Annotated in this window: 21 protein-coding genes and 1 pseudogene; 10 read left to right on the forward strand and 12 right to left on the reverse strand. The window is 63.7% G+C overall.

The features are described from left to right. Positions 1–160 precede the first annotated feature (160 nt). The 6 genes and pseudogenes from J6524_RS29335 to cobS all read right to left on the reverse strand — a co-directional run bounded on the left by J6524_RS29335 (position 161) and on the right by cobS (position 6,940). Positions 161–1,273, reverse strand: coding sequence for an NADH:flavin oxidoreductase/NADH oxidase (locus J6524_RS29335; protein WP_225677146.1), 1,113 nt, complete (start codon positions 1,271–1,273; stop codon positions 161–163). Positions 1,274–1,363: 90 nt separating this feature from the next. Next, positions 1,364–2,343, reverse strand: a pseudogene (locus J6524_RS29340) (Bug family tripartite tricarboxylate transporter substrate binding protein). A gap of 109 nt (positions 2,344–2,452) precedes the next feature. Then, positions 2,453–3,529: an esterase-like activity of phytase family protein gene (locus J6524_RS29345; protein ID WP_225677148.1), complete on the reverse strand. Its 1,077-nt coding sequence runs from the start codon at positions 3,527–3,529 to the stop codon at positions 2,453–2,455. Positions 3,530–3,625: 96 nt separating this feature from the next. Further along, positions 3,626–5,530 (reverse strand): cobaltochelatase subunit CobT, encoded by a 1,905-nt coding sequence (gene cobT / locus J6524_RS29350; protein WP_225677150.1) that lies wholly within the window; start codon positions 5,528–5,530, stop codon positions 3,626–3,628. A 63-nt stretch (positions 5,531–5,593) separates the two neighbouring features. Continuing rightward, positions 5,594–5,938 carry a GNAT family N-acetyltransferase gene (locus tag J6524_RS29355; protein ID WP_225677152.1) on the reverse strand — a complete coding sequence of 115 codons (345 nt, stop codon included), beginning with the start codon at positions 5,936–5,938 and terminating at the stop codon, positions 5,594–5,596. Positions 5,939–5,941: 3 nt separating this feature from the next. Further along, positions 5,942–6,940: a cobaltochelatase subunit CobS gene (gene cobS, locus J6524_RS29360; RefSeq protein WP_225677154.1), complete on the reverse strand. Its 999-nt coding sequence runs from the start codon at positions 6,938–6,940 to the stop codon at positions 5,942–5,944. A 304-nt stretch (positions 6,941–7,244) separates the two neighbouring features. Here cobS and J6524_RS29365 point away from each other — a divergent pair, with 304 nt between their 5' ends. Further along, positions 7,245–7,904, forward strand: a complete 660-nt coding sequence (locus tag J6524_RS29365) for a DedA family protein (protein WP_225677156.1) — start codon at positions 7,245–7,247, stop codon at positions 7,902–7,904. Here the strand turns inward: J6524_RS29365 and J6524_RS29370 are convergent. Next, complete coding sequence (locus J6524_RS29370; protein ID WP_225677158.1) at positions 7,862–9,079, reverse strand: citrate synthase family protein; 1,218 nt, start codon at positions 9,077–9,079, stop codon at positions 7,862–7,864. The two genes, J6524_RS29365 and J6524_RS29370, sit on opposite strands and share 43 nt — an antisense overlap. Positions 9,080–9,153: 74 nt before the next feature. Here J6524_RS29370 and J6524_RS29375 point away from each other — a divergent pair, with 74 nt between their 5' ends. Then, positions 9,154–10,245: a citrate synthase/methylcitrate synthase gene (locus J6524_RS29375; RefSeq protein ID WP_225677160.1), complete on the forward strand. Its 1,092-nt coding sequence runs from the start codon at positions 9,154–9,156 to the stop codon at positions 10,243–10,245. 160 nt (positions 10,246–10,405) lie between these two features. Here the strand turns inward: J6524_RS29375 and J6524_RS29380 are convergent, their stop codons facing one another. Beyond that, a complete protein-coding gene (locus J6524_RS29380) occupies positions 10,406–11,053 on the reverse strand; it encodes a J domain-containing protein (protein ID WP_225677162.1) in 648 nt (215 codons plus the stop codon). A gap of 108 nt (positions 11,054–11,161) precedes the next feature. Here J6524_RS29380 and J6524_RS29385 point away from each other — a divergent pair, with 108 nt between their 5' ends. The 3 genes from J6524_RS29385 (at position 11,162) to J6524_RS29395 (ending at position 12,577) form a co-directional block, all read left to right on the forward strand. Continuing rightward, positions 11,162–11,440: a BolA family protein gene (locus J6524_RS29385; RefSeq protein WP_225677164.1), complete on the forward strand. Its 279-nt coding sequence runs from the start codon at positions 11,162–11,164 to the stop codon at positions 11,438–11,440. 35 nt (positions 11,441–11,475) lie between these two features. Then, positions 11,476–11,994, forward strand: coding sequence for a P-loop nucleotide/nucleoside kinase family protein (locus J6524_RS29390; RefSeq protein WP_225677166.1), 519 nt, complete (start codon positions 11,476–11,478; stop codon positions 11,992–11,994). A gap of 139 nt (positions 11,995–12,133) precedes the next feature. Further along, positions 12,134–12,577 carry a hypothetical protein gene (locus tag J6524_RS29395; RefSeq protein WP_225677168.1) on the forward strand — a complete coding sequence of 148 codons (444 nt, stop codon included), beginning with the start codon at positions 12,134–12,136 and terminating at the stop codon, positions 12,575–12,577. A gap of 24 nt (positions 12,578–12,601) precedes the next feature. Here J6524_RS29395 and J6524_RS29400 read toward each other — a convergent pair whose 3' ends face one another. The 3 genes from J6524_RS29400 to J6524_RS29410 form a co-directional block, all read right to left on the reverse strand. Next, on the reverse strand, positions 12,602–13,954 hold the full coding sequence (locus J6524_RS29400; protein ID WP_225677170.1) for a hemolysin family protein: 1,353 nt from the start codon (positions 13,952–13,954) through the stop codon (positions 12,602–12,604). A 67-nt stretch (positions 13,955–14,021) separates the two neighbouring features. Continuing rightward, positions 14,022–15,164, reverse strand: coding sequence for a 3-dehydroquinate synthase (gene aroB / locus J6524_RS29405; protein ID WP_225677172.1), 1,143 nt, complete (start codon positions 15,162–15,164; stop codon positions 14,022–14,024). Then, positions 15,161–15,796: a shikimate kinase gene (locus J6524_RS29410; protein WP_225677174.1), complete on the reverse strand. Its 636-nt coding sequence runs from the start codon at positions 15,794–15,796 to the stop codon at positions 15,161–15,163. The genes aroB and J6524_RS29410 overlap by 4 nt, the downstream gene beginning before the upstream one ends. A 144-nt stretch (positions 15,797–15,940) precedes the next feature. Between J6524_RS29410 and J6524_RS29415 the strand changes: the two genes are divergently transcribed. The 4 genes from J6524_RS29415 to J6524_RS29430 all read left to right on the forward strand — a co-directional run bounded on the left by J6524_RS29415 (position 15,941) and on the right by J6524_RS29430 (position 20,047). Beyond that, entirely contained in the window at positions 15,941–16,087 is a 147-nt protein-coding gene (locus J6524_RS29415) for a histidine kinase (protein ID WP_225677176.1), read from the forward strand. Positions 16,088–16,156: 69 nt separating this feature from the next. Next, a complete protein-coding gene (xerD, locus tag J6524_RS29420) occupies positions 16,157–17,119 on the forward strand; it encodes a site-specific tyrosine recombinase XerD (protein ID WP_225677178.1) in 963 nt (320 codons plus the stop codon). Positions 17,120–17,320: 201 nt separating this feature from the next. Continuing rightward, positions 17,321–18,283 carry an acetyl-CoA carboxylase carboxyltransferase subunit alpha gene (locus J6524_RS29425; protein WP_225677259.1) on the forward strand — a complete coding sequence of 321 codons (963 nt, stop codon included), beginning with the start codon at positions 17,321–17,323 and terminating at the stop codon, positions 18,281–18,283. Positions 18,284–18,559: 276 nt separating this feature from the next. After that, positions 18,560–20,047 carry a L,D-transpeptidase family protein gene (locus J6524_RS29430; protein WP_225677180.1) on the forward strand — a complete coding sequence of 496 codons (1,488 nt, stop codon included), beginning with the start codon at positions 18,560–18,562 and terminating at the stop codon, positions 20,045–20,047. 259 nt (positions 20,048–20,306) lie between these two features. On the opposite strand, the gene secA is transcribed toward J6524_RS29430, so the two are convergent. Next, complete coding sequence (secA, locus tag J6524_RS29435) at positions 20,307–23,147, reverse strand: preprotein translocase subunit SecA (protein WP_225677182.1); 2,841 nt, start codon at positions 23,145–23,147, stop codon at positions 20,307–20,309. Between the two features lie 348 nt (positions 23,148–23,495). On the opposite strand from secA, the gene J6524_RS29440 reads away from it, so the two are divergent. Further along, the gene (locus J6524_RS29440; protein WP_225677183.1) at positions 23,496–24,425 is read left to right on the forward strand and encodes a peptidylprolyl isomerase; all 930 of its coding nucleotides are present in this window, start codon (positions 23,496–23,498) and stop codon (positions 24,423–24,425) included. Positions 24,426–24,468: the final 43 nt, after the last annotated feature.

Genomic DNA, 24,468 nt, shown 5'->3' on the forward strand with positions numbered 1-24,468 from the left:
GTCAGGATTTGAGATCGTCATTGCGAGCGAAGCGAAGCAATCCATCCATCCGCTATGCCGTGACATGGATTGCTTCGCTCCGCTCGCAATGACGGGGATAGAGCGGAACGCTTGCGGCACTTCTCTTGAGGTGGACAAGGCTGAGGTGCAACGTACGTCGCTACCTCGTCCCGAACGTCGTCGCGCCGAACAGCGCCTTCTGCGTCGAGGGCTGCGAGCGCCAGTATTGCGGCGGCGCGAACACTTCGCCGCCGAGTTCGGCCGCGGCGTGCCAGCCCCAGCGCGGGTCGTAGAGCATGGCGCGCGCGAGCGCGACCATGTCCGCCTTGCCGGAGGCGATGATCTCCTCGGCTTGCCTCGCTTCCGTGATCAGGCCGACGGCGATGGTGGGGAGCCCGGTCGCCTCGCGGATCGCCTGCGCGAACGGCACCTGGTAGCCGGGGCCGAGCGGAATCTTCTGCAGCGGCGAGACGCCGCCCGAGGAGGCGTCGATCCAGTCGACGCCGTGCTTTTTCAGCTCCTGCGCAAACTCGATGGTCTGCGCCAGATCCCAGCCGCCCTCGACCCAGTCGGTCGAGGAGACGCGCAATCCCACTGGCTTATTGGGCGGAAACGCCGCGCGCACCGCGTCGAACACTTCGAGTGGAAAGCGCATGCGATTCTGCAAGGAGCCGCCATATTGATCTGTGCGCTGGTTCGATATCGGCGACAGGAATTGGTGCAGGAGATAGCCATGCGCCGAGTGCACTTCGATCGCGTCGATGCCGAGCCGCTCGGCGCGCTTCGCGGCAGCAGCAAATGCCTCGCGTACGCGCGCCAAGCCTGCCGCATCGAACGCAACCGGCGGCGGCTCGCCCTCCTTGTGCGGGATCGCCGAGGGCCCTTCCGGCCGCCAGCCGCCTTCGGCCACCGGGATCAATTGTCCGCCATCCCAAGGCGTGTGGCTCGATGCCTTGCGGCCGGCATGGGCGAGCTGCATCATCACGGCGGCCTTCGAACGCTTGCGCACAGAGGCAAGGATCGGCCTCAGGGCAGCTTCGGTGGCGTCGTTGTAGAGGCCGAGACAGCCCGGCGTGATGCGCCCCGTCGCCTCCACCGCGGTCGCCTCGATGCAGAAGACGGCCGCGCCCGACAGCGCCAGCGAATTGATGTGGGTGAAGTGCCAGTCATTGGCCTCGCCATTGACAGCGGAATACTGGCACATCGGCGCCACCATGATGCGGTTGGCAAGGTTGAGGCCGCGCAGCGTGATCGGGGTAAACAGAGCGCTCATGAAAAGGAGATCCGGACCGGAGGAAAAGCGACCCGCAATGCTAGCGAGCCGCTCTCCCCTCCTCAACCCGCCGGGAATGCAACCCTCCCCCTACGGCTTGATGCCAGCGGCCTTGATCAGCGCGAGATAGGCCGCCGTCTCGCCCCTGACGAACTCGTCCATCTCGGCCGGCCTCATCGGCATCGGTTCGACGGCAAGCTTCTTCAGGCTCGCCTGCGTCGCCGGATCGCCCAGTACCTTCATTCCGACCGCATGCAGTTTCTCGACGACGTCGCGCGGCGTCTTGGCCGGCACGAACACGCCGTACCAGCTCACGCTGTCGGCACCCTTCAATCCGATTTCCGATGGCGTCGGCACATCGGGCAGATCAGCGGCGCGGGCCGGCTCGACACCAGCAGAGCCTTCACCTGGCCTTCGCGGATCAGCGGCAAAGCAGTCGCGAGCGGACAGAAATAGAGGTCAATTCGCCCGCCGATGATGTCGGTGATCACCTCCGGTCCACCACGATAGGGCACATGCGTTGCCTCGATGCCGGCGGAGAGGCGGAATTTCTCGGCGGCGATATGCACCGCGCTGCCGATACCGACCGAGCCAAACGAAATCGATCCCGGTTTGGCCTTCGCGTCCGCGATGAAATCATGGATGGTTCTCCACGGACGCTCCTTCGGCACGATCATGACCATCGCACTGGAGCCGATCATCAGCACCGAGGAGAGATCCTTGGTCGCATCGAAAGTGAGGTTCGGGAAAATCGCCGGCGCGATCGCCAGTGCCGAGGAATGGGCGAGAATGCTGTATCCGTCAGGATCGGCCTTCGCGACCAATCCGGTGCCGAGCGTGCCGCCGGCGCCTGCGCGATTTTCGATCACGATCGGCTGGCCGAGTTCGGACGAGAGACGTTCGAACACCAGGCGCGGCACCACGTCGGTGGCGCTGCCCGCGCCGAACGGAATGGTCGCCTTGAACAGCCGCGACGGCCAGGTTTCGGCATGCGAGGCAGCGGCCGCAAAAAGGCTGGACAGGACGCAGAGGGCACGAAAACACTTGTACATTGAAAGCTCCGGTTTCATCGGCCGGAGCGTTGCAAGAACCGTTCCGTTATCCGTCGAGTTTTCCGACACGGAGGGCCGGGGATCCGAAAGCGGTCGCCTTGGATCGCCGCCGCCTCTCCTGGCAAAATCACTCCACCAGCGTGAACTGCAGCAGCAGATTGCGCTGGATCATCGAGAAATTGTCGTCGGAGACGAGCGTCAACACCGTGTCGCCCTCCGGTGTGACATGGGCGTCGATGCCTTCCATGTTGTCGACCTCGTGGCCGAGATCGGCATTAAAGATTGCGGGACCGTCGATCAGCGCGCCGGGGGCGATGGAGGCAAGCGCGACGCGGCGGATGCGGATGCCGACGCCGCCGAGCCAGGAGAATTTGCGTTCCAGCAGCAACAGCCCGCCGGACGGCAGCAGCACCGCATCGCTGATGTCGAAGCCATCGGTGCGGCGGATCGCGAACTGCCCGGGCGACTTGCCACCGATCAGAAAGCCGAGAATGTTGCCCTGCGCGTCGAGCCCGCGCTCGGAGAACGCGATCAGCGTTCCTGCCAGAGATTGGTTGCCCTTCGGCACCATCACGAGCGCCTCGATGCCCTTGTTGTTGGGCAGCTTGCGCGTCGCTGGTGGCAGCGCAACCAGTTCGCTGCGGGCGTGCGTGAAACCTTTGGTGAAATCGAAGCGCAGCACCTGATGAACGCGCTCGAGACCGACATAGACGAGCGCGCCATCGAGCGCGAGCGCCTCGGTGTCGTACCAGCCGCGCGAGGTGATCGGTTTGCCGTCGGGGCCAAGTATCGGCGAGGCCTCGACGTCGTCGAGCCCGACCATCTCGCGGCCCTTGTAGACGATGCGCCCGGTGAACCAGCCGGCCTTGTCGCTGATCGCGATGAAGCGCTCGCCCTTGGCGTCCAGCCGCAGGCCGGACAATCCGCCGAAGCCGCGAAACCGCGAGGTCAGCATGAGTCCGCTGCGGTATTCGAGTTCGCCAAACCGCATCCGCGACCGGTCACGAGTATCGAACGAGGGCAGCGGCCGGGCATTGACCTCGATCGAGACCGGCGCGGTGACCGAAAATTCGTCGGGAATGGTCTGCTTGGTCGGCCGTTGGACCGCCGTCTGCGCCAGCGCCGCTCCAGGCACGGCCGCCACCGAAAGCCCCGCCGCTGCACATTTCAAAAAGCGGCGGCGGGAGAGGTTAGTGATCCTCATGGTGAGACGCGGCGAAGACGCCACTCCTCCCGAGTGAGCGCTCCCGCGCTCATCCGACGACGGAGACGATTTTCGCAGCCGGTCATCACATCACGGCTACGAGTGCAACCGGCGCGGCCGACGATGGCCCGTAGAGGGAGCGGCGCCGTGGGTCTCGCTGAACAGTTCGGCGAGCTTCTCGGTGATGGCGCCACCGAGTTCCTCGGCATCGACGATGGTAACGGCGCGGCGATAGTAGCGCGTGACGTCGTGACCAATGCCGATCGCGATCAGTTCGACCGGCGAGCGGGTCTCGATCTCCTCGATGATGTGGCGCAGGTGCCGTTCGAGGTAGTTGCCGGGATTGACCGACAGCGTGGAATCGTCGACCGGCGCGCCGTCCGAAATCATCATCAGGATCTTGCGCTGCTCGGCACGGCCGAGCAGCCGCTTGTGGGCCCAGTCCAGCGCCTCGCCGTCGATGTTCTCCTTCAGGAGGCCCTCGCGCATCATCAAGCCGAGATTCTTGCGCGAGCGCCGCCAGGGCGCGTCGGCAGACTTGTAGATGATGTGCCTGAGATCATTCAGTCGGCCGGGATTGGCCGGCTTGCCGGCGGCGAGCCACGCCTCGCGGGACTGACCGCCCTTCCAGGCGCGGGTGGTGAAGCCCAGAATCTCGACCTTGACGCCGCAACGTTCCAGCGTGCGCGCAAGAATGTCGGCACAGGTCGCCGCCACCGTGATCGGGCGGCCGCGCATCGAACCGGAATTGTCGAGCAGCAGCGTCACCACCGTGTCGCGGAAAGTCGCTTCCTTCTCATGCATGAAGGACAGCGGGTGATAGGGATCGGTGACAACGCGCGAGAGCCGCGCAGGATCGAGGATACCTTCCTCGAGATCGAACTCCCAGGCACGATTCTGCTGTGCCATCAGCCGGCGCTGCAGCCGGTTGGCGAGCCGCGCCACAATGCCCTGCAGGTGCGCGAGCTGCTTGTCGAGATAGGAACGCAGGCGCTCCAGCTCGTCATGGTCGCAGAGATCTTCGGCGGCGATGACCTCGTCGAATTTCGGCGCGAAGGCGTGATATTCCGGTCCACGCGGCTCGTTGGCGCCGCGGATGTTCGGCCGAGTCGCCTCGCCTGGGGTCTCGTCATCGCCGAGTTCGCCGTCCTCGAATGTGTCAGACGTGGATGCCTGCGCGCTCTCCATCGCGCTTTCGGACATTTCGTCGGTGGAGGCCTGCGCCTGGTCGGCGCTCATCTCCTGCGCGGCGTCGGAATCGGGCGAGCCTTCGGACCCGGACTGATCGCTCTCGCCGTCCTGATTCTCGTCGTCGTTTTCGTCGTCATCGGCATCCGCGTCGCGGTCATCGCCGAGATCGAGTGCCGACAGCAGGTCGTGCACGAGATCGCCGAACTTCGCCTGATCCTCGGTGACGCGGCTGAGCTTGTCAAGCCTGGTGCCGATCTTGTCTTCCAGCAGGGGACGCCAGAGGTCGACCATCTTCTTGGCCGCGGTGGGCGGTGCGAGCCCCGTCAGCCGTTCGCGCACCAGCATCGCCAAAGCATCCGACAGCGGCGCATCGGCGCGGTCGGTGATCTCGTCATACTTGCCGCGATGGAAATGATCGTCGAGCATCGCGGTGAGGTTTTTCGCAACGCCCGCCATCCGGCGCGAGCCGATCGCCTCAACGCGCGCCTGCTCCACCGCCTCGAACACGCCGCGCGCCTGCGGATTTCCCGGCATCAGTTTGCGATGCACCTTGGGATCGTGACAGGCGAGCTTAAGCGCGATCGAATCGGCGTGGCCGCGCACAATCGCTGCGTCGCGCTTGGTCATCTTGCGGGCGGGCTCCGGCAGCCGCGCCTTGCCGGGCGCAAGACCGGGACGCTCGGCTGCGAACGTCACGTCCAGCTCCGGCGCCTTCGCGATCGCTCGCAGGCAGGAAGTCACTGCACGCTTGAACGGCTCGGTCGGGGCTTCCTTGGATCCGGTACGGAATTTGGAGTTGGATGTGCTCATAGCGCTTTCGTAAACCAGTGCCGCGTCACGCCGCCGGGATAGCCTTCGATGGAGCCGAATTCCTCATAACCGCACGCGCGGTAGAAGCCCGGCGCCTGAAAACTCATCGTGTCCACATATGATCGCGTCGCCCCAAACTTTCTTGCCTCGCCCCTCAATCGCCTTGATCAGTCTCGTCCCGTAGTCCTTGCCGCGAAGCTTCTGCTCCATCCAGAATAGCTGAATGAACAGCACCGTGGTCCAGACCTCTCCGACAATCCCGCCGACGATTTTGTCGCCTTCGCGCAGCGAGATGGCAAAGCGTTTGTACTTCTGCTTCCCCATCGTTTCGGTATTGTAACCGATCAATCCGCCGAGCACCGCCTTCTTGGTCTTTCCAATGGTGCGCTCGACGGAGATTTTCGCCATGGGCTAGCTGAGCGCCACGTTGACCGCCGACTCCGGCAGCTCCGCATTGAAGCAGCGCTGATAGAATTCGGCCACCAGCGGCCGTTCCAGCTCGTCGCACTTGTTGAGGAAGGTGATGCGGAACGCAAAGCCGATATCGCCGAAGATCTCGGAGTTCTCGGCCCAGGTGATCACCGTGCGCGGGCTCATCACCGTCGAAAGGTCGCCATTGGCGAAGGCGTTACGGGTGAGATCGGCGAGCCGCACCATCTTGTTGACGATGTCGCGGCCTTCCTGCGTGCGGTAGTGGCGTGCCTTGGAAAGCACGATCTCGACTTCCTCGTCATGCGCCAGATAGTTCAGCGTGGTGACGATCGACCAGCGGTCCATCTGGCCCTGATTGATCTGCTGCGTGCCGTGATAGAGGCCCGAGGTGTCGCCGAGGCCCACCGTGTTGGCGGTCGCGAACAGGCGAAATGCCGGGTGCGGCTTGATTACCTTGTTCTGATCGAGCAGCGTCAGGCGGCCGGAGACTTCCAGCACGCGCTGGATCACGAACATCACGTCGGGGCGGCCGGCGTCGTACTCGTCGAACACCAGCGCGATATTATGCTGCAGCGCCCAGGGCAGAATGCCGTCGCGGAATTCGGTGACCTGCTTGCCGTCCTTGATGACGATCGAATCCTTGCCGACGAGATCGATACGGCTGATGTGGCTGTCGAGGTTGACGCGCACGCAGGGCCAGTTCAGGCGCGCCGCGACCTGCTCGATATGGGTCGATTTACCTGTGCCGTGATAGCCGGTGACCATGACGCGGCGGTTCTTGGCGAAACCGGCGAGGATCGCCAGCGTGGTGGCGCGATCGAAGCGGTAATCCGAATCGACTTCCGGCACGTGCGGGTCGACCTCGGAATAGGCCGGCACCTCGAGATCGCTGTCGATACCGAAGACCTGCCGGACCGACACCTTCATATCGGGCAATCCGACAGGCTCCGTAACTTTGCTGATGGTGGCGGTCGTCATCAATCCTCCGAGGTCCCGGGCAATCCCGAAACCAGATCTGTTGAATGGCTGCGGATGGGGGCTTATGCAAATCTAGCAGAGAGCAACGGCCGGCAGAAGCCCGCGGCACAATCAAAGTTCCGTTGCCTTTTCATTGAGATAGGCACTGTATCAGGTTTTTGGAGGGCTGCTCTGCGAATCACGGCGCACTTTTTGCCGGGTTTAATCACCCCCCACCGGGCTCTAAATCGGAGATTGGCCGGCACTTTCAGCCTCTGCCCTGGCTTGGTAGCTGTGGGCAGGCCCCCCTACCGGACCCACGGTTGTGACTTCATTCCTCGATCCCCTCATTGCGTTCGTCTCGGCCCATCCGTGGCTGGCTTATCTGACGCTATTTCTTGCGGCCCTGCTGGAAGCCATCCCTGTCGCAGGCGCGCTGCTGCCGGGCTCGACTATTATCCTTGCGCTGAGCGCGCTGGTGCCCGGCGGCGAACTGAAGCTGTGGGGCGTGCTGGCGGCGGCGATCGCTGGGGCCGTGCTCGGCGACGGCTCGGCGTTCTGGGCCGGCCATCGCTCGCAACGCGAAATCCTCAATGCCTGGCCGATGTCGAGATATCCCGGCGTGATGGCGCAGAGCGAGGCGTTCTTCCAGCGCTGGGGAACGCTGGCCGTGTTGTTCGCGCGCTTTGTGCCGCCGATCCGCGCCTTCGTACCGGTCACAGCCGGGGCGCTCGGGATGCCGCCCATGCTTTTCTTCGGCGTCAATATCCCGGCGGTACTCGCCTGGGCGTTGGCGCATGTACTGCCGGGCGTGTTCGCGGTCTCGGCGCTGCACCACTACGCCGGCCTGCCGCATCACGAGCACGTTGGGAAACATCTTTGGATTTTGGCCGTGTTCGCGGCGGCGATCATCGCGCTCGGGATCTGGACGCTCCGCCGCCGTCAGGCGCGGACGGGGCTGCGGCCCGGTGCAGGCCCAACATAGCGCGCGCGGGGCCGGATCAGCCGGCCGTGGCGCAATTGCTCGCAGGCATGCGCGATCCACCCCACCGTTCGCGCCATCGCGAACAACACCAGTTCATGGCCGGGCGGCAGGCCGAGCGTGTGCACGAGCACGGCAAGAGCATAGTCGATATTGACGAACTCCCCGGTCGCCTCCGCGATCCGCTCCGGGATTTCATGGGTGAATTTGCGATCGGCGCCCGAACGCGCCAGCGCTTCCAACAACGCCCGCGCGCGGGGATCGCCATACTTGTAAACCCCGTGACCGAAACCGGCGAAGCGCTCGCCGAGTGCAACGCGCTCGCGGATGACGGGGGCGACCTCGCTATTGGCGAGCGTCTTCAATAACTGCGCCGCCAACACGCCGGCACCGCCATGCTTCGGGCCCTTCAGCGCGACGAGACCGGCGATCACAGCGTCGTAGAGATTCAAACCGGTCGAAGCTGCGCAGCGCACCGTGAACGTCGAGGCATTCAGTTCGTGATCCGCCAGCAGCACCAGCGCGCGGCGGATCAGATCCGGCGCGTGCTTGTTGTCGGGTGCCCAAGCGCGGGCAATCTGTGAATGCAGCGGTTTTGCCGATGACTTCGCATTCAGCATGGTCGCAACAACCAACCGCACGATCCGGCCGCCGACCATCGCTCGTCCATCGGGCGCCCGGGTGAAGGCGCGCGGGTCAGCGGCGGCCGCCAGCGCCAGCACCGCGATGGCGCGATCGATCGCATTGGCCTTGCGCGTGGCCTCGGCGACCGCTCGCATCTCGTCTGAGACGATCGGGCAATTGTCCTGATCGAAAGGATCGACGCCGGTGACGTCCCACAGCAGCGTCGCGGCATGTTCGAGCGTGTCGCGCTCGGCGAGATCGATGCAGTTGACGCCGCGATAGATCGCGCCGGCCTCGGTGATGGTCCCGACCGCCGAATCCATCACCGGCAGTTCGGTATCGAAATTGCGCAGGCCGCGCGGCTCCGGCGAGGGCGCGCGGCGCTCCTTCAACATGCGGACATCCTCGGCACGGTAGCGATGGCTGCGGGAATCCTCCGACGGCTCGGAGCGGATCAGGCCGCGGCTGACATAGGCGTAAAGCGTGGCCTGCGAGATCGCGAGTTCGGCGGAAGCCTCGCGGGCTGAGAGGTAAAGGCCAGCGGATTTTTTCATATTGATTTACATAATCAAGATTGATCAAGCTGTCGAGAGGTCCGACCTTTGCCGGCAAGCAAAGGAGAGCCACCATGAACGTGCAGATTTCCAAGACCCCGATCGGCCTCGACGGCATTCCGGCCGCCGAAACCGTGCTCAGCCATGTCGATGGCGAGCGCGGCGAACTGATCATCGCCGGCGAGCGGGTCGGCGAGCTCGCCCGCAAGACCGGTTTCGAGGGCGTGACCGCCCGGCTGTGGAGCGGTGGAACCGGCCAGCCGATTGGCGAAGCCGCGGTACGCGCCGCGCTCGGCACCGGCCGGGAACGCGCCTTCGCCCGACTGCCCGACCTCCTCGGCATCACGCGCGGCCTGTCGATCACCGACGGCTTTCGCGCAGCGATCGCCGGCCTGCGCGCTGAAGCGGGACTTGCGCATGAGGCCACGATCGTCGGCGCGTTTCCGGTCATCGCCGGCGCGCTGGTGCAGCGGATGAAAGGCAACGGCCCGGTCGCGCCCGATCCGACCACAAGCCACGCCGCCGATACGCTGTCGATGATGCTCGGCCGCAAGCCGGATGCGCGGGAAGCCGCAGCGCTCGACGCCTATTTCGTCACGGTGTGCGACCACGGCATGAATGCATCGACCTTCGCGACGCGCGTGGTGGCCTCGACGCAGGCCAATCTGTTTGCCGCTGTCACCGCCGGCTATTGCGCGCTGACTGGACCGCTGCATGGCGGCGCGCCGGAGCCGGTGCTTGAAATGCTCGACGCGATCGGCTCAACCGAGCGCATCAAGCCGTGGGTCGACAGCGCGCTGGCCCGTGGCGAGCGGCTGATGGGTTTCGGCCATCGCATCTATCGCGTCCGCGATCCGCGCGCTGATGTGCTTAAGGACGCGATCGAGCGGCTCGCGGCTGACGGCACTGATCTGCCGTTCGCCGGCGAGGTTGAGGCCTATATCCGCAGCGCCTTGCGGAAGAAAAATCCGGACCGCCCGCTCGATACCAATGTGGAGTTCTTCACCGCGATCCTGCTCGACGCGCTGAAAATCCCACGCCAAGCGTTTACGCCGATCTTTGCGGTGGCACGCGCCGCAGGCTGGACCGCGCATGCCCGTGAGCAGCAGCGCGGCGGCCGACTGATCCGACCGAGCTCGGCGTATATTGGCCCGATGCCGGCGTGAGAAGGGCTGACAGCGGAGCCAACACTCCGCTGTCGTCCCTGCGAACGCAGGAACCATAACCACAAGAGTTTGCGATTGCGGGAAAGCCGTCGACCAGCTCGGCCAAATTAGGGGCCGCGGCGTATGGGCTCCTGCGTTCGCAGGGGCGACGATGAAGCGCTTACGCGCGTACCACCGTCTTCAGATAATTATACGCCTTGATGATCTCGATCAGGCGGTCCTCGGTTGAGCGGTCGCCGCCATTGGCATCGGGATGGTGCTGTTTGACCAGCGCCTTGTACTTGGCCTTGACGTCGTCAAGGGTCGCTTCGGCGGTAAGCCCCATCACCTGCAGCGCCTTGCGCTCGGCATTCATCACCTTGCGCGTTTCGGTCTTGGCCTGCGCATCCGGACCGGGCCGCCAGCGGCCGCGGCCGTTGAGCTCGGAGAACATGCTGAACGGATCGGCGGCGCCGTCAAAATCCTCGGCGCTCGGCGCCTTGCCCTTCTTGCCGGCGGTGTTGGCGCCCATCTTCCAGGTCGGGCGATGGCCGGTCAGCGCATCCTTCTGGTAGCGCGCGACGGCCTCGGCATTCATGCCCTGGAAGAAATTGTAGGACTGGTTGTATTCGCGGACATGGTTGAGACAGAAGTGCCAGTACTCGCGCGAATTCTGCCGGCCCTTGGGCGCGCGGTGCGGCCCCTTGTTCTGGCAACCGGCCCACTCGCACATGGCGGACTCTTCATTCGCACGCGCCTGCGCCTTCGCGCTGACCTTGTTGGGCTTGATGCGAATGGAATCGAAGAACTTGGATGAATCGATCGGCATAGCTGACTTTGACTACGCAATGCGCAAGGCTTCAAGTCTTGACATTGCGAATACCTCTGTTCGGATGCGCATTGACGGAAAGCAGGCACAGAGTTATCTGCCGCCATCATGAGCACCAGGGATACTATCATAAACAAGTTGCGTGAAGCTTTCCTGCCGGAAAGCCTCGACGTCGCGGACGAATCACATCTGCATGAAGGCCATGCCGGCCACAGGCCGGGCGGCGAAACGCATTTCAGGGTCTATATCGTATCTCCGGCCTTCGAAGGGAAGAGCCGGATCGAACGACATCGCATGGTAAATGCAACGCTCGCGGCGGAACTTGAGGGCTCCGTCCATGCGGTGGCCATCAAGGCGCAGACGCCTGGAGAAACCGCCGGCCGGTAACTCCCAACAACCTGCCGCAAGAATATGAGCGTCCGATGACGATGTCGCAGAAGCTCGTAATTTTGGCAGGTCTGCCAGGTTCCGGGAAAAGCACGCTGGCGGAAGGCCTCTCCCGACATTTTTCGCTGCCGCTGTTTTCCATCGATCCGATCGAGGCGGCGATGTGGCGCGGCGGCCTGCCGCGGGATCAAACGGGAATCGCGGCCTATGCCGTCGCTCAGGCCCTGGCAGAGGAGCATCTCCGGTTGGGGCAATCCGTCGTGATCGACGCCGTCAATCCGGTGGAAGCGCCGCGCGCCGCGTGGCGAAACCTCGCCGCGAAATATCACGCGGACTTCTCGGTCATCGAATGCGTTTGCATGGATGAGGCGACGCATCGCCGGCGCATCGAAGCGCGAATGCGCGGCATCGAAGGGATGATCGAGATCACCTGGGCCGAGGTCGAGAAGCGGCGCACCGGCTATGAAGCATGGACCGATCCACGGCTGACGCTGGATACGTCGGCTCATCCGCCCGAACGGCTGCTCGCGGAAGCCATCGAATATCTGGCATGAGACTGTTCGCCAGCTTCCTGTGAAGATCGCTGGAGATGGTAGAACCGCTTTCGCAACTATGAGACTATCGCCAACGCGATGGATGCGGTTCCGTCAAAAATGGGGTCGTGGCACCATCGCAGGTCGAAGGAGTCGTCCGATGCGATATTGGGCACACTTCAGATGGGCCGCTACCGTAGTGCTGCTGGTTGCGGTTTCCTCAACTAGGGCGCCGGCGCTGGACCTGCCAAGCCCTTTTGTCCAGGAAGTCCTGATCAAGAGCATTCTCGTGACGCTGAACGATGCGGTGGCCTCGGATAATTTCACCGTGTTCCACGCCAAGATTTCAAAGCCGTTCCGCGATCAGTTTCCTCCGGAGAAGCTGCGCGCCGTCTTCAAGGACCTGGTCGAGAAGCACGCCGTGTTCGACGCGATCGTCGCACGGCCCGTGATTCCGGAGGAGGACGCCAGGATCGACGAGAAAGGCGTGCTCCGTCTAAAAGGGCGTTTCGATACCACGCCGAAGAAGGTGAAGTACCAGCTCGGCTTCATTCCCTCCGACGGCCAATGGAAGCTCTCTGGCGTCACCATCGATATTGAATAGCTGATGCCGTTGCAGCGCTGAGGTTCAGAACGCTGTCCCTGCCCGCCTCGGCTTCGGATCCTCCACCTCGGACTCGCGCGGCAGCGGCGTGATCTTGAGCGCCGTGATCCGGTTACGCTCACGGCGCAGCACGCGGAAGCGAGAGCCGTGGAAGGTGAAGCTCTGGCCGCGCTCGGGGATCGAACGCGCCTCGTGAATCACCAGGCCGGCAACGGTGGTCGCCTCCTCGTCGGGCAGGTGCCAGTTCATGGCGCGGTTGAGATCGCGGATCGGCACGGAGCCGTCGACCACCACGGAGCCGTCGGCCTGGACGCGGACGCCGGCGACCGCGACGTCGTGCTCGTCGGAGATATCGCCGACGATCTCCTCCAACACGTCTTCCAGCGTAACCATGCCTTCGACCTCGCCATACTCGTCGACGACGAGTGCGAAGTGAGTCTTGCGGCGACGGAACGCCTTGAGCTGTTCCGACAAGGGCCGCATCTCCGGCACGAACCAGGGCGGGCGCATGATCGCCGAAACGTTGATGTGCGAGGTATCGCCGTTGGAAGCACGGATCGCGCGCAAGAGATCCTTGGCGTGCAGCACGCCGATGATGTTCTCCGGCTTGTCGCGCCACAACGGGATACGGGTGTATTCTGTGGCCAGCACCTCGCCGACCAGTTCGTCCGGCGGCAGGTCGGCATTGATCATCACCATCGCGGTGCGATGAACCATGACGTCGGATACCGCCAGGTCGCCAAAGCGGAAGACATTTTGAATGTATTCGGCCTCACCGCTTTCGATTCCGCCGTGCACGGCCGATTCTTCCACCAGCCCTTCGATCTCGGAATCGGTGAGAATTTCGTGCTGTGAGGATTCCTGTACGCCGAACATGCTCAGGATCCCGCGCGAGGCTGTATTGAGCAGCCAGTTCAGCGGATAGAACACCAGATAGGACAGGTAGAGCGGATAGGCGATCCATTGCGAAACTGGTGTCGGCTGGCGGATGGCAAACGTCTTCGGCACCTGCTCGCCGATTACGATGTGCAGCGAGGAGAACACCAAAAACCCCGCCAGGAACGACACGAAGTGCAGGGTGCGTTCCGACATGCCAAGCGGGACGAGCAGCGGCTCGAGCAGCGCCGAAACCGTGGGTTCGCCAACCCAGCCGAGACCAAGCGAGGCCATGGTGATGCCGAGTTGGCAGCAGGCCAGATAGGCCTCGATATTGCCCATCATGTTCTGCAGCAGATGCGCGCCGAAGCGGTCCTGTTCGACCATCACCTTAATGCGAAACCCGCGGCTCTTGACCAGGGCAAATTCGGCGGCCACGTAAAATGCGTTCGCGGCGAGCAAAAAGATCGCGAGCAGCAGGTTGAACGCGGTCGAACTCATGCATTCCTCGTGGCGGCGCCAGCCCCGCGCGGCGCCTGCGCCAAGCTGCGTCCGGACAATCCCGTTCTCATCCCGTCAGCTTCTGCTGCAGGAAATCGCGCACCAGCGCCGGCTCGACATCGTTAGCGACCACCGCGCGGCCGATCGCCTGCAGCAGGATGAAGGTCAGCCTGCCGCGCTTGACCTTTTTATCCTGGGCCATCAGCGCCATCAGGGCATCGGCATCCGCCAGCCCTTCCTGGGCGAAGCCCGCGATGTCCTGCAGATGGGTCGGCAGGCCGACGGAAGCAAGGTGGTGCTCGACGCGCGCGGCGTCGGCCGCGGAGATCATGCCGAGCCTCGCCGAAAATTCTGCCGCCAGCACCATGCCGATGGCGACGCCCTCGCCGTGGAACAGGCGGTCGGAGAAGCCGGTCGCTGCTTCCAGCGCATGGCCGAAGGTGTGGCCGAGATTGAGCAGCGCGCGTTCGCCATTCTCACGCTCGTCGCGGGACACGATGGCGGCCTTGGCGCGGCAGGAGGTCGCGATCGCGTGCTCGCGTGCCGCGCCACCGGAGAATATGTCAGCATGGTTGGCTTCGAGCCAGGTGAAGAAAGCCTGATCACCGAGCACGCCATATTTGGCGACTTCGGCATAGCCGGCACGGAACTGGCGCGGCGACAGCGTGTCGAGCACGGAGGTATCGGCGATCACGAGTACCGGCTGATGGAAGGCGCCGAGCAAATTCTTGCCCTGTGGCGAGTTGATGCCGGTCTTGCCGCCGACCGAGGAATCCACCTGCGCCAGGAGTGAGGTCGGCACCTGCACGAAATCGACGCCGCGGCGCAGGATCGCCGCCGCGAAGCCGGCGAGATCGCCGACCACGCCGCCGCCGAGCGCGATCACTAGATCGTTGCGCTCTATCTTTGCCGCAATCAGCGCCTCGGAGACCTTTTCGAGACCTGCATAGGTCTTCGATATCTCGCCTTCCTCGACGATGACGCGTGACGTCGGGATGGAAGCTTCCGCCAGCGAACGCTCGGTTGGCTCCAGCCAATGCTTGGCCACGGTGCGGTCGGTGACGATGGCGGTCCGTACGCCGGGGCGCAGCGCGGCTACGCGCTGCCCAAGCGACTGCAGCACGCCGCGGCCGATGACGATGTCATAGGCGCGGTCACCGAGCGCGACGTCGACCGTGATGGCGGAGGAATGTTTTAGGGGCGCAGTCATGGCGTAATGCTGATCCCGTCGGTTGTCGGCTGGGCAGAAGGGCTGCCTACGCACAGCCGGGCGCGCAGGGCATCGATACATTCGTCGACGATGCGGTCGTGCGGCACGTCGCGCGAGGCAATCGTCAGATCGGCGGTCCGATAGACCGGTTCGCGCGCTTCGAGCAGGCGGCTCACGGTCCCAACGGGATCCTCGGTCTGCAGCAGCGGCCGGTCGGCACGGCGCTTGACGCGCTTCATGATGACGTCGATGTCGGCCTTGAGCCAGAGCGAGATCGCCTTGTCGCGGATGCGACTACGGGTCTCCTCGCGCATGAAGGCGCCGCCGCCGGTGGCGATCACGGCCGGTCCGCTATCCAGGAGCCGCGCGATCACCCGCGCCTCGCCGTCCCGGAAATAGGGCTCGCCATGGGTCGCAAAGATTTCCGGGATGGTCATGCCGGCGTGAGCCACCTCGATTTCGATATCGGCGTCGAGAAATCGCAGGCCGAGCCGGGCCGCCAGCCGGCGGCCGATGGTGGACTTGCCGGCCCCCATCATGCCGACCAGCACGACCGAACGCCTTTCCAGCGCCGACGTGATGTCGGCGTCCTGGGTCGGGCTCGTGTGCGCCGGTGCGGCGGTCTCGGACATCAAAAACCCCAAGGGTTTTGCGGGATTTGCCCGCGCTGTGACACCTATACTACCCCCTTTGACGCCGTTGCCAGAGGCTCTTGCCAGGGGAAGAGGAACATGTTGGATGATTTCATTGGTTAATTCGGCCGCCCCTGAGCCCCTATGCCCAGTTTGTTCCGCTTTCTGACGGTCGTCGGCATCATCGCCGGGGTGATCTACGGCATCATCTTTGCGCTGGCGAATTTCGTCACCCCGAAGCCCCGGGAAATGACGGTGACCATCCCCGCAGACAAGTTCCTCAAGAAATAGCCGCTATCGTCTGATTGGTGGGAGGGCGAACTCGGGGAGAGGCTCTCGCCGACGGGGATGTCGAGGGCAATGCGTTCCAATAAGACGGCCAAAGACGAGAAACTGATCAGCCTGTTCCTCGACATGCTCGCAGCGGAACAGGGAGCGGGCGTCAACACGCTCGACGCCTATCGCCGCGACCTCACGGATCTTTCCGACTTTCTCGGCCGCAAGGGGCAAGGCTTTACCAGCGCGGGAACAGACGTGCTGCGCGACTACCTTGCCGATCTCGATACCCGCGGCTTCAAATCCTCCAGCGTGGCGCGCCGGCTGTCGGCGATGCGGCATTTGTTCCGCTTCCTGCTGAACGAGCGTATCCGCGACGACGATCCTGCCGCGATCCTGTCCGGCCCCAAGCGCGGCCGCGGCTTGCCGAAGGTGCTGTCGATCGCCGATGTCGACCGCATGCTGACGCGGGCCAAGGAACTAACCGAAGCCGAGAGCGCCTCGCCGCAGCAGCGGCTGCGCGCGATGCGGCTCTATTGCCTTCTCGAAGTGCTTTACGCCACCGGCCTGCGCGTCTCGGAATTGGTGGCATTGCCGCTGTCGGCCGCGCGGCGCGACGCCCGCATGATCATGGTGCGCGGCAAGGGCAACAAAGAGCGCCTGGTGCCACTCAACGACGCCTCGCGGCAGGCGATGGCCGATTATCTCGCCGCAATGGAGGCGCTGCGGCCCGAGAAAAAGAAGAGCGTCACCAGCTCGAAATGGCTGTTTCCGTCCTTCGGCGAGAGCGGCCATCTGACGCGGCAGCATTTTGCCCGCGACCTGAAGGAACTGGCGGCGGCATCCGGCCTTGCGCCGCGGCTGGTCTCACCGCACGTGCTGCGCCATGCCTTTGCCAGCCACCTTCTGCATAACGGCGCGGACCTGCGCATCGTGCAGACGCTGCTCGGGCACACCGACATCTCGACCACGCAGATCTACACCCACGTCGTTGAGGAACGGCTGAAGAGCCTGGTGCGCGACCTGCACCCATTGGCGGAGAAGTAACTTCGTCGCAACACCCGCCTTGACTTCCGCGTCATCTCCCCCGAAACAGCCGTCTCCCGCCTCGCGGCCTTGTTTGGCGCGCTTTCGGCAAGCCGGCTCGTTCGGACCGAGATTCGCGCTAAATCATTGAAGATGCGTGCCTTCCTGGGGCGAATCGAAAACCGCTTCGCCCGAGAATGCGTTGTTACCTATATTGTCTTGATGCCGGATCAGATGCGCAGCTATCTCGACTTCGAAAAACCCGTCGCCGAACTTGAGGCCAAGGTCGATGAACTGCGCGCGCTCGCGGCGTCCGGCAGCGACATCGGCGACGAGATTTCGCGGATCGAGGACAAGGCGCAGCAGGCGCTGGCCGACCTCTATGCCAATCTGACGCCCTGGCAGAAGACGCTGGTGGCGCGTCATCCGCAGCGCCCGCACTTCACCGATTTCGTCGGCGCACTCATCACAGAATTCACCCCGATGGCCGGCGACCGCAAATTCGCCGACGACGAGGCATTGATGGGTGGCTTCGGCCGCTTCCGCGGCGAGAGCATCTGCGTGATCGGCCAGGAAAAGGGCGCCACCACCGACAGCCGCATCAAGCACAATTTCGGCATGGCCCGCCCCGAAGGCTACCGCAAGGCGGTACGGCTGATGGAAATGGCGGATCGTTTCGGCATTCCCGTGCTGTCGCTTGTCGATTCCGCCGGCGCCTATCCCGGCATCGGCGCCGAGGAGCGCGGGGTCGCGGAAGCGATCGCGCGCTCGACCGATACGTGCCTCTCGCTCGGCGTGCCCAATGTCGCGATCATCACCGGCGAAGGCATGTCGGGCGGCGCCATCGCCATCACGACCGCCAATCGCGTATTGATGCTGGAGCACGCGATCTACAGCGTGATCTCGCCGGAAGCGGCCTCCTCGATCCTATGGCGGGACGGCAGCAAGGCCCAGGAAGTCGCCACCAACATGAAGATCACGGCGCAGGACATGCTGCGATTTGGCGTGATCGACCGGATCCTCAACGAGCCCCCGGGTGGTGCCCATCGCGACCCCGCCGCCATAATTGCCGCCACCGGCGACGCGATCGCCGAGGCGTTCAACGACTTCCGCAATCTCGATGCGGACGCCATCCGCAAGCAGCGGCGGCAGAAATTCCTCGATATCGGCCGTAAACTCGGCTGATTGCGCATTTGCCGGCATGTTCGTCGAGGCCGGGCACCCCAGTCGTTAACGATCGGTGAACGCCTTTATTTCGGCAAATCACGGGGCCGTGGCCCTAATTAAGCCCCGTCCGCCTCTTTAAACTGCTGTTGACCATCCCTGCTGCTGCAGCCGCTGGACGGTCCCGTTCGGGTTGCGACGCAGGAGGGCAATGGCTAATATTTTAAACAATGGCTTCAGGGCATGTTCGCTATGACTTGGGGTGCGACAATGCCCGGTGGGTGTGGAGCTTAGACTTTGACTAATCGCTCGCTGGTTCGCGCGCTTCTCACGTCGGCTGCCCTTTTGGGCGCGGGCATATTGATGGCCGGCTGCAACAGCGACCAGATCTCGCTCGCCAACAATGCCAAGGCCAACCAGCCCGTCCCGCCCAAGCTAGTCGCCGATATGGCGGCGAAGGACATGGATCTGCAGTCGCCGATTCTGGTCCGGCTGTTCAAGCAGGAAGCTGAACTCGAGATCTGGAAGCAGGATCGTTCCGGCCGCTTCGCGCTCCTCAAGACCTATCCGATCTGCCGCTGGTCGGGCGACCTCGGGCCCAAGATCCGCGAAGGCGACCGCCAGGCGCCGGAAGGCTTCTATTCGATCTCGCCGGCGCAGATGAACCCGCAGTCGGCCTACTACCTCTCCTTCAACACCGGCTATCCCAACGCGTTCGACAAGGCGCTGGGCCGTACCGGCTCGCAGTTGATGGTGCATGGCGACTGCTCCTCGCGCGGCTGCTACGCGATGACCGACGAGCAGATGGCGGAAATCTATTCGCTAGGTCGCGAATCCTTCTTCGGCGGCCAGAAGTCGTTCCAGTTGCAGGCCTATCCGTTCCGGATGACGCCGGCCAACTTGGCCAAGCACCGCAACAATCCGAACATGCCGTTCTGGAAAATGATCAAGGAAGGCAATGATCATTTCGAGGTGACGAAGCAGGAGCCGAAGGTCGATTTCTGCGAGAAGAAATACGTGTTCGATGCCGCCAAGCCGCCGAACGCGACGCGTGACCTGGTGTTCGATGCTGCGGCGAAGTGCCCGGCCTATGTCATCCCCGACGAAATCGCCGACGCCGTGCGCGATAAGCAGGCGACAGATCTCGCCGAGACCGCGCGACTGATCGCCAAGGGTACGCCGGTGGCGCGGACCAACACCGGCATCGACGGCGGCATGCACCGGATATTCGCCGCGCGTGTGCCCGAAGCCAGCACCGGTCTTTCCGATCCCGGCGACGGCTCGTCTCTGTCGTTGATGGCTCGCGCCCCCGGCACCATTCCGTCCCACGTCAATCCACCGAGGGCGCCAGCCGAAAGCAAGACACCCTCCGAAAACCTGTTGATGGGTTCGCCTGAACAGCCGAAGCTGGCCGCAGCGCCGGCTTCCGCCCCCGCCCCGACCCGCGTCGCCAATGCGGCGCCGGCGGCGCAGGACGAAGGCTTCTTCTCCAATCTTGCCCGCAAGGTCGGCCTCGGCGGCACCGCCGATGCCACCGCCAGCACGCCGCCGTCCAAGCCGAAGGCACCCGAGGCCAAGCAGCCAGCGCGTCCCGATACGTCCGCAGCGAAGGCCACGCCGCCGAAGCCGGAAGCCAAGCACGCTGCGAGCCGCCCGCCGCTGAAGCCGTCAGTGTCGGATGCAGCGGCCGCCGCTACGCCGGCTGCGAAGGATAATCAGGTCTCCGGCTCCGCACCGATCGTGTCGTCGAATTCGTTCGACAGCCGCTTCGGGGCGGTGAAGTAAGGGCGCAACGGCGGCGAGCCAGCCCGCCACCAAGCCAAACCGGTATTTGGTTTCCGGTCGGCACCGCGCGAAGACGCCCCTCCACTCTGAAGCGGCTGTCAGACCTCATCCTTCGCGCGTCAAGGCGAATGGCACTAGCGGGGCCTCGTGGTTCTCCCGGCGATACGAAGCATCGTCCGGAAACGGCGCGGAGCCTGTTATCGGGCCGCGCTACGCGCGGACCCGTTGGCGCCGCCTCACCATCCGGGGTTAGCGAAGTTCACGCGTACTTGCCGTGGCAGTGCTTGAACTTCTTGCCGCTGCCGCAGGGGCAATCCTCGTTGCGGCCGACCTTGCCCCAACTTGCGGGGTTTTTCGGATCGCGATCGGCCGCGGTGACATGAGGCACCAGCGAGGCGCTGGCGAAGGCCAACTCGTCCTCGCCGGTATTCGGATCGAACTTGTGCGCCTCCATCGCCGGCAGCACTGGCTGCTGCTCTTCTGGCGGCACGATCTCGACGCGGATCAGTTGCGCGGTGACCGCTTCGCGAAGATGCGCGCCCATGGTCTCGAACAGATTGAAGGCTTCCAGCTTGTATTCCTGCAGCGGATCGCGCTGGCCGTAGCCGCGCAGGCCGATCACCTGGCGCAGATGGTCGAGCATGATCAGATGCTCGCGCCAGAGATGATCCAACGTCTGCAGGAGAATAGTTTTCTCGACGTAACGCATCACGTCGGGGCCCCATTGCGCGACCTTGGCCGCCATGCGCTCATCGACGTGCTTCTCGATGCGGGCCAGCAGTTCCTCGTCGGCGATGCCCTCTTCCTTGGCCCATTCGTCGACCGGAAGATCGACGTCGAGCACGCGCTTCAACTCTTCCTTCAGGCCCGCAGTATCCCACTGCTCGGCATAGGCATGCTCGGGGATGTGCTTGGCGACTACGTCGTCGATGAAGGCGTGGCGCATGTCGGTCACGGTCTCGGCGACGCTCTCGTCCTTCATCAGGTCGATGCGCTGGTCGAAGATCGCCTTGCGCTGGTCGTTCTGGACGTTGTCGAACTTGAGCAGGTTCTTGCGGATGTCGAAGTTGCGAGCCTCGACCTTCTGCTGCGCCTTTTCCAGTGCCTTGTTGATCCAGGGATGGATGATGGCCTCGCCCTCTTTGAGGCCGAGCCGCTGCAGCATGGTGTCGAGCCGGTCGGAGCCGAAGATCCGCATCAGGTCGTCTTCCAGCGACAGGAAGAACTTTGAGCGCCCCGGATCGCCCTGACGGCCGGAACGGCCGCGGAGCTGATTGTCGATGCGGCGGGATTCGTGGCGTTCGGAGCCGATGATGTAGAGCCCGCCAGGCTTGGCCACGGTCTTGGCCGGCTTCGAGCCCTTGGCTGGCTCGACCTCCACCGCTTCCTCCGCCTTCAGCACGATCTCGCGGAAGCGCTCGATGTCGGCCTTGATCTGCTCGATCTTCTTGGCCTTCTCGGCCTCATCGGTGATGTTGGCGGTCTCCTGCTGGATCCGCATATCGAGCGAGCCGCCGAGCTTGATGTCGGTGCCGCGGCCGGCCATGTTGGTCGCGATCGTGATCGCGCCGGGAACGCCGGCTTCGGCGACGATATAGGCTTCCTGTTCGTGGAAGCGCGCGTTCAAGACTGCGAACAGCTTGGCCGGCTTGCCGGCGCGCGCCGCGGCATAGAGCTTCTCCAGCGCGACATCGTTGCCGAAGTCGATCTGTTTGTAGCCGTGCTTCTTCAGATATTCGGCCAGCACTTCCGACTTTTCGATCGATGCGGTGCCGACCAGCACCGGCTGCAGCCGCTTATTGGCGCGCTCGATCTCGGCCAGGATCGCGGCGTATTTCTCGCCCTGGGTGCGGTAGACCTCGTCGTCCTCGTCGAGACGCGCCACCGGCACGTTGGTCGGGATTTCCACGACCTCAAGCTTGTAGATGTCGAACAATTCGTCGGCTTCGGTCGCGGCCGTACCGGTCATGCCCGACAGCTTTTCGTACATGCGGAAATAATTCTGGAACGTGATCGACGCCAGCGTCTGGTTTTCCGGCTGGACCTGGACGTGCTCCTTGGCTTCCAGCGCCTGGTGCAGGCCTTCGGAATAGCGCCGGCCCGGCATCATGCGTCCCGTGAACTCGTCGATGATGATGACTTCGCCATCGCGGACGATGTAGTCCTTGTCGCGGGTGAACAGCGAGTGCGCCCGCAGCGCCTGGTTGACGTGGTGCACGACCGAGACGTTCTCGACGTCGTAGAGCGACTCGCCCTTGAGCTGGCCGGCATCGCGCAGCAGCGTCTCGATCTTCTCCATGCCGCCTTCGGTCAGCGTCACCGTGCGCTGCTTCTCGTCGACCTCGTAGTCGGTCTTCTTCTCCAGCTTCGGCATGAAGGTGTCGATGGTGTTGTAGAAGTCCGAGCGGTCGTCGAGCGGACCGGAGATGATCAGCGGCGTGCGCGCTTCATCGATCAGGATCGAGTCGACTTCGTCGACGATCGCGTAATAGTGCCCGCGCTGGACCATGTCCTCCAGACGGTACTTCATGTTGTCGCGCAGATAGTCGAAGCCGTATTCGTTGTTGGTCCCGTAAGTGATGTCGCAGCCGTAGGCGGCCTTGCGCTCGGAATCGTCAAGGCCATGCACGATCACGCCGGTGCTCATTCCGAGGAAGGAATAGATCTGGCCCATCCAGGCGGAGTCGCGGCGGGCGAGGTAATCGTTGACGGTGACGACATGGACGCCGCGGCCGGCGAGCGCGTTCAGATAGACCGCGAGCGTTGCGACCAGCGTCTTGCCTTCGCCGGTCTTCATCTCGGCGATGTCGCCCTCGTGCAGCACCATGCCGCCGATCAGCTGGACGTCGAAATGCCGCTGGCCGAGAGTGCGCTTGGCGGCCTCGCGAACGGTGGCGAAGGCCGGCACCAGGATATCGTCGAGCGTCTTGCCTTCAGCGAGCTGCTGGCGGAACTCGGCGGTGCGCGCTTTCAGCGCCTCGTCGGAGAGCGCGGCGACCTCGGGCTCAAGCGCGTTGATCGCATTGACGCGGGACTGGTATCCCCTCACCCGCCGGTCGTTGGCGGAGCCGAAAAACTTGCGGGCGAGCGCGCCTATCATGCCAATTCCTGCCTTTGCCGTTACTTGCGTTGCAAGCCGTGACGTGGTCCACCAAGTTGCCTATCAACTCACCGTGACGCATCGCGGCAAATACCCCGTTCCGGGGCTCATCCGCCTAATGAGTGGGAATTAAGCAATCCAAGGTTCAACGGCAAAAAACGCAGTAAAATAAGCGCTATCGCCGCCGTACGATCCGGCACAGATATGGCTGGGTCGGGACCTTGTCAACGTTCGTCCATCTGTCAAGGAATTCATCATTTTGACAGACTTTTCGCGTTGCCAAGGCCGCTTGATTGGGCGAGTGTCCCGCCGCCTTTGGCGCCCCTTCCTTCAAGACAAGGACTTTCCATGACCACCTCGTTCCCGGAAACGAAAACCGGCCTGCGCTTCGGCACGGCCATGCGGGTTTCTTTGGCCGCCACGGCCTGTCTGGCTGCGATCCTGACCGCCAGCCTGCCGGTTCGCGCCCAGGACAACCCCGTTCTCGCCAAGGTTAACGGTGCGGAGATCCGCCAAAGCGACGTGGCACTCGCGGAAGAGGAGCTCGGCCCCAGCCTCGCGCAGATGGACCCCGCGACCAAGAAGGACAATGTGCTGGCCTTCCTGATCGACCTGAAGATCGTCGCCAAGGCCGCCGAGGACAAGAAGCTCGAGAATTCCGAAGACTTCAAAAAGCGGCTGGCGTTCACGCGCAGCCGGCTTTTGATGGACAGCCTGCTCGCCACCGAGGGCAAGGCTGCGACCACCGAAGAGGCCATGAAGAAGGTCTATGAGGAGGCCGCCAAGCAGATCACCGGCGAAATGGAAGTCCATGCCCGTCACATCCTGGTCGAGACCGAGGACGAGGCCAAGGCGATCGCCGAAGAGCTGAAGAAGGGCGCCGACTTCGCCGAGCTGGCGAAGAAGAAGTCCAAGGATCCGGGCGCTTCCGATGGCGGCGATCTCGGCTTCTTCACCAAGGAGCAGATGGTGCCGGAATTCTCCGCGGTCGCGTTCACGCTCGAGCCCGGCAAAATCTCCGATCCCGTCAAGTCGCAGTTCGGCTGGCACCTCATCAAGGTTGAGGAAAAGCGCGCCCGCAAGGCGCCCGAGTTCGAGCAGGTCAAGGCGCAGATCGAGACCTATGTGACGCGCAAGGCGCAGGCCGAATACGTCGCCAAGCTGCGCGAGGCCGCCAAGGTCGAGCGCATGGACAAGCCGGCGGAAGCTGCGAAGAGCGATGCCAAGCCGGATGCCGCCAAGCCTGGCGATTCCAAGATGGCGCCCGCGAAGAAGTAAAAAATCGCTGTCACTTCTGCGAGACCAATAGTATTTACCATCG

The sequence above is a fragment of the Bradyrhizobium hereditatis genome (genome assembly GCF_020329435.1).
Classification (GTDB): domain Bacteria; phylum Pseudomonadota; class Alphaproteobacteria; order Rhizobiales; family Xanthobacteraceae; genus Bradyrhizobium; species Bradyrhizobium hereditatis.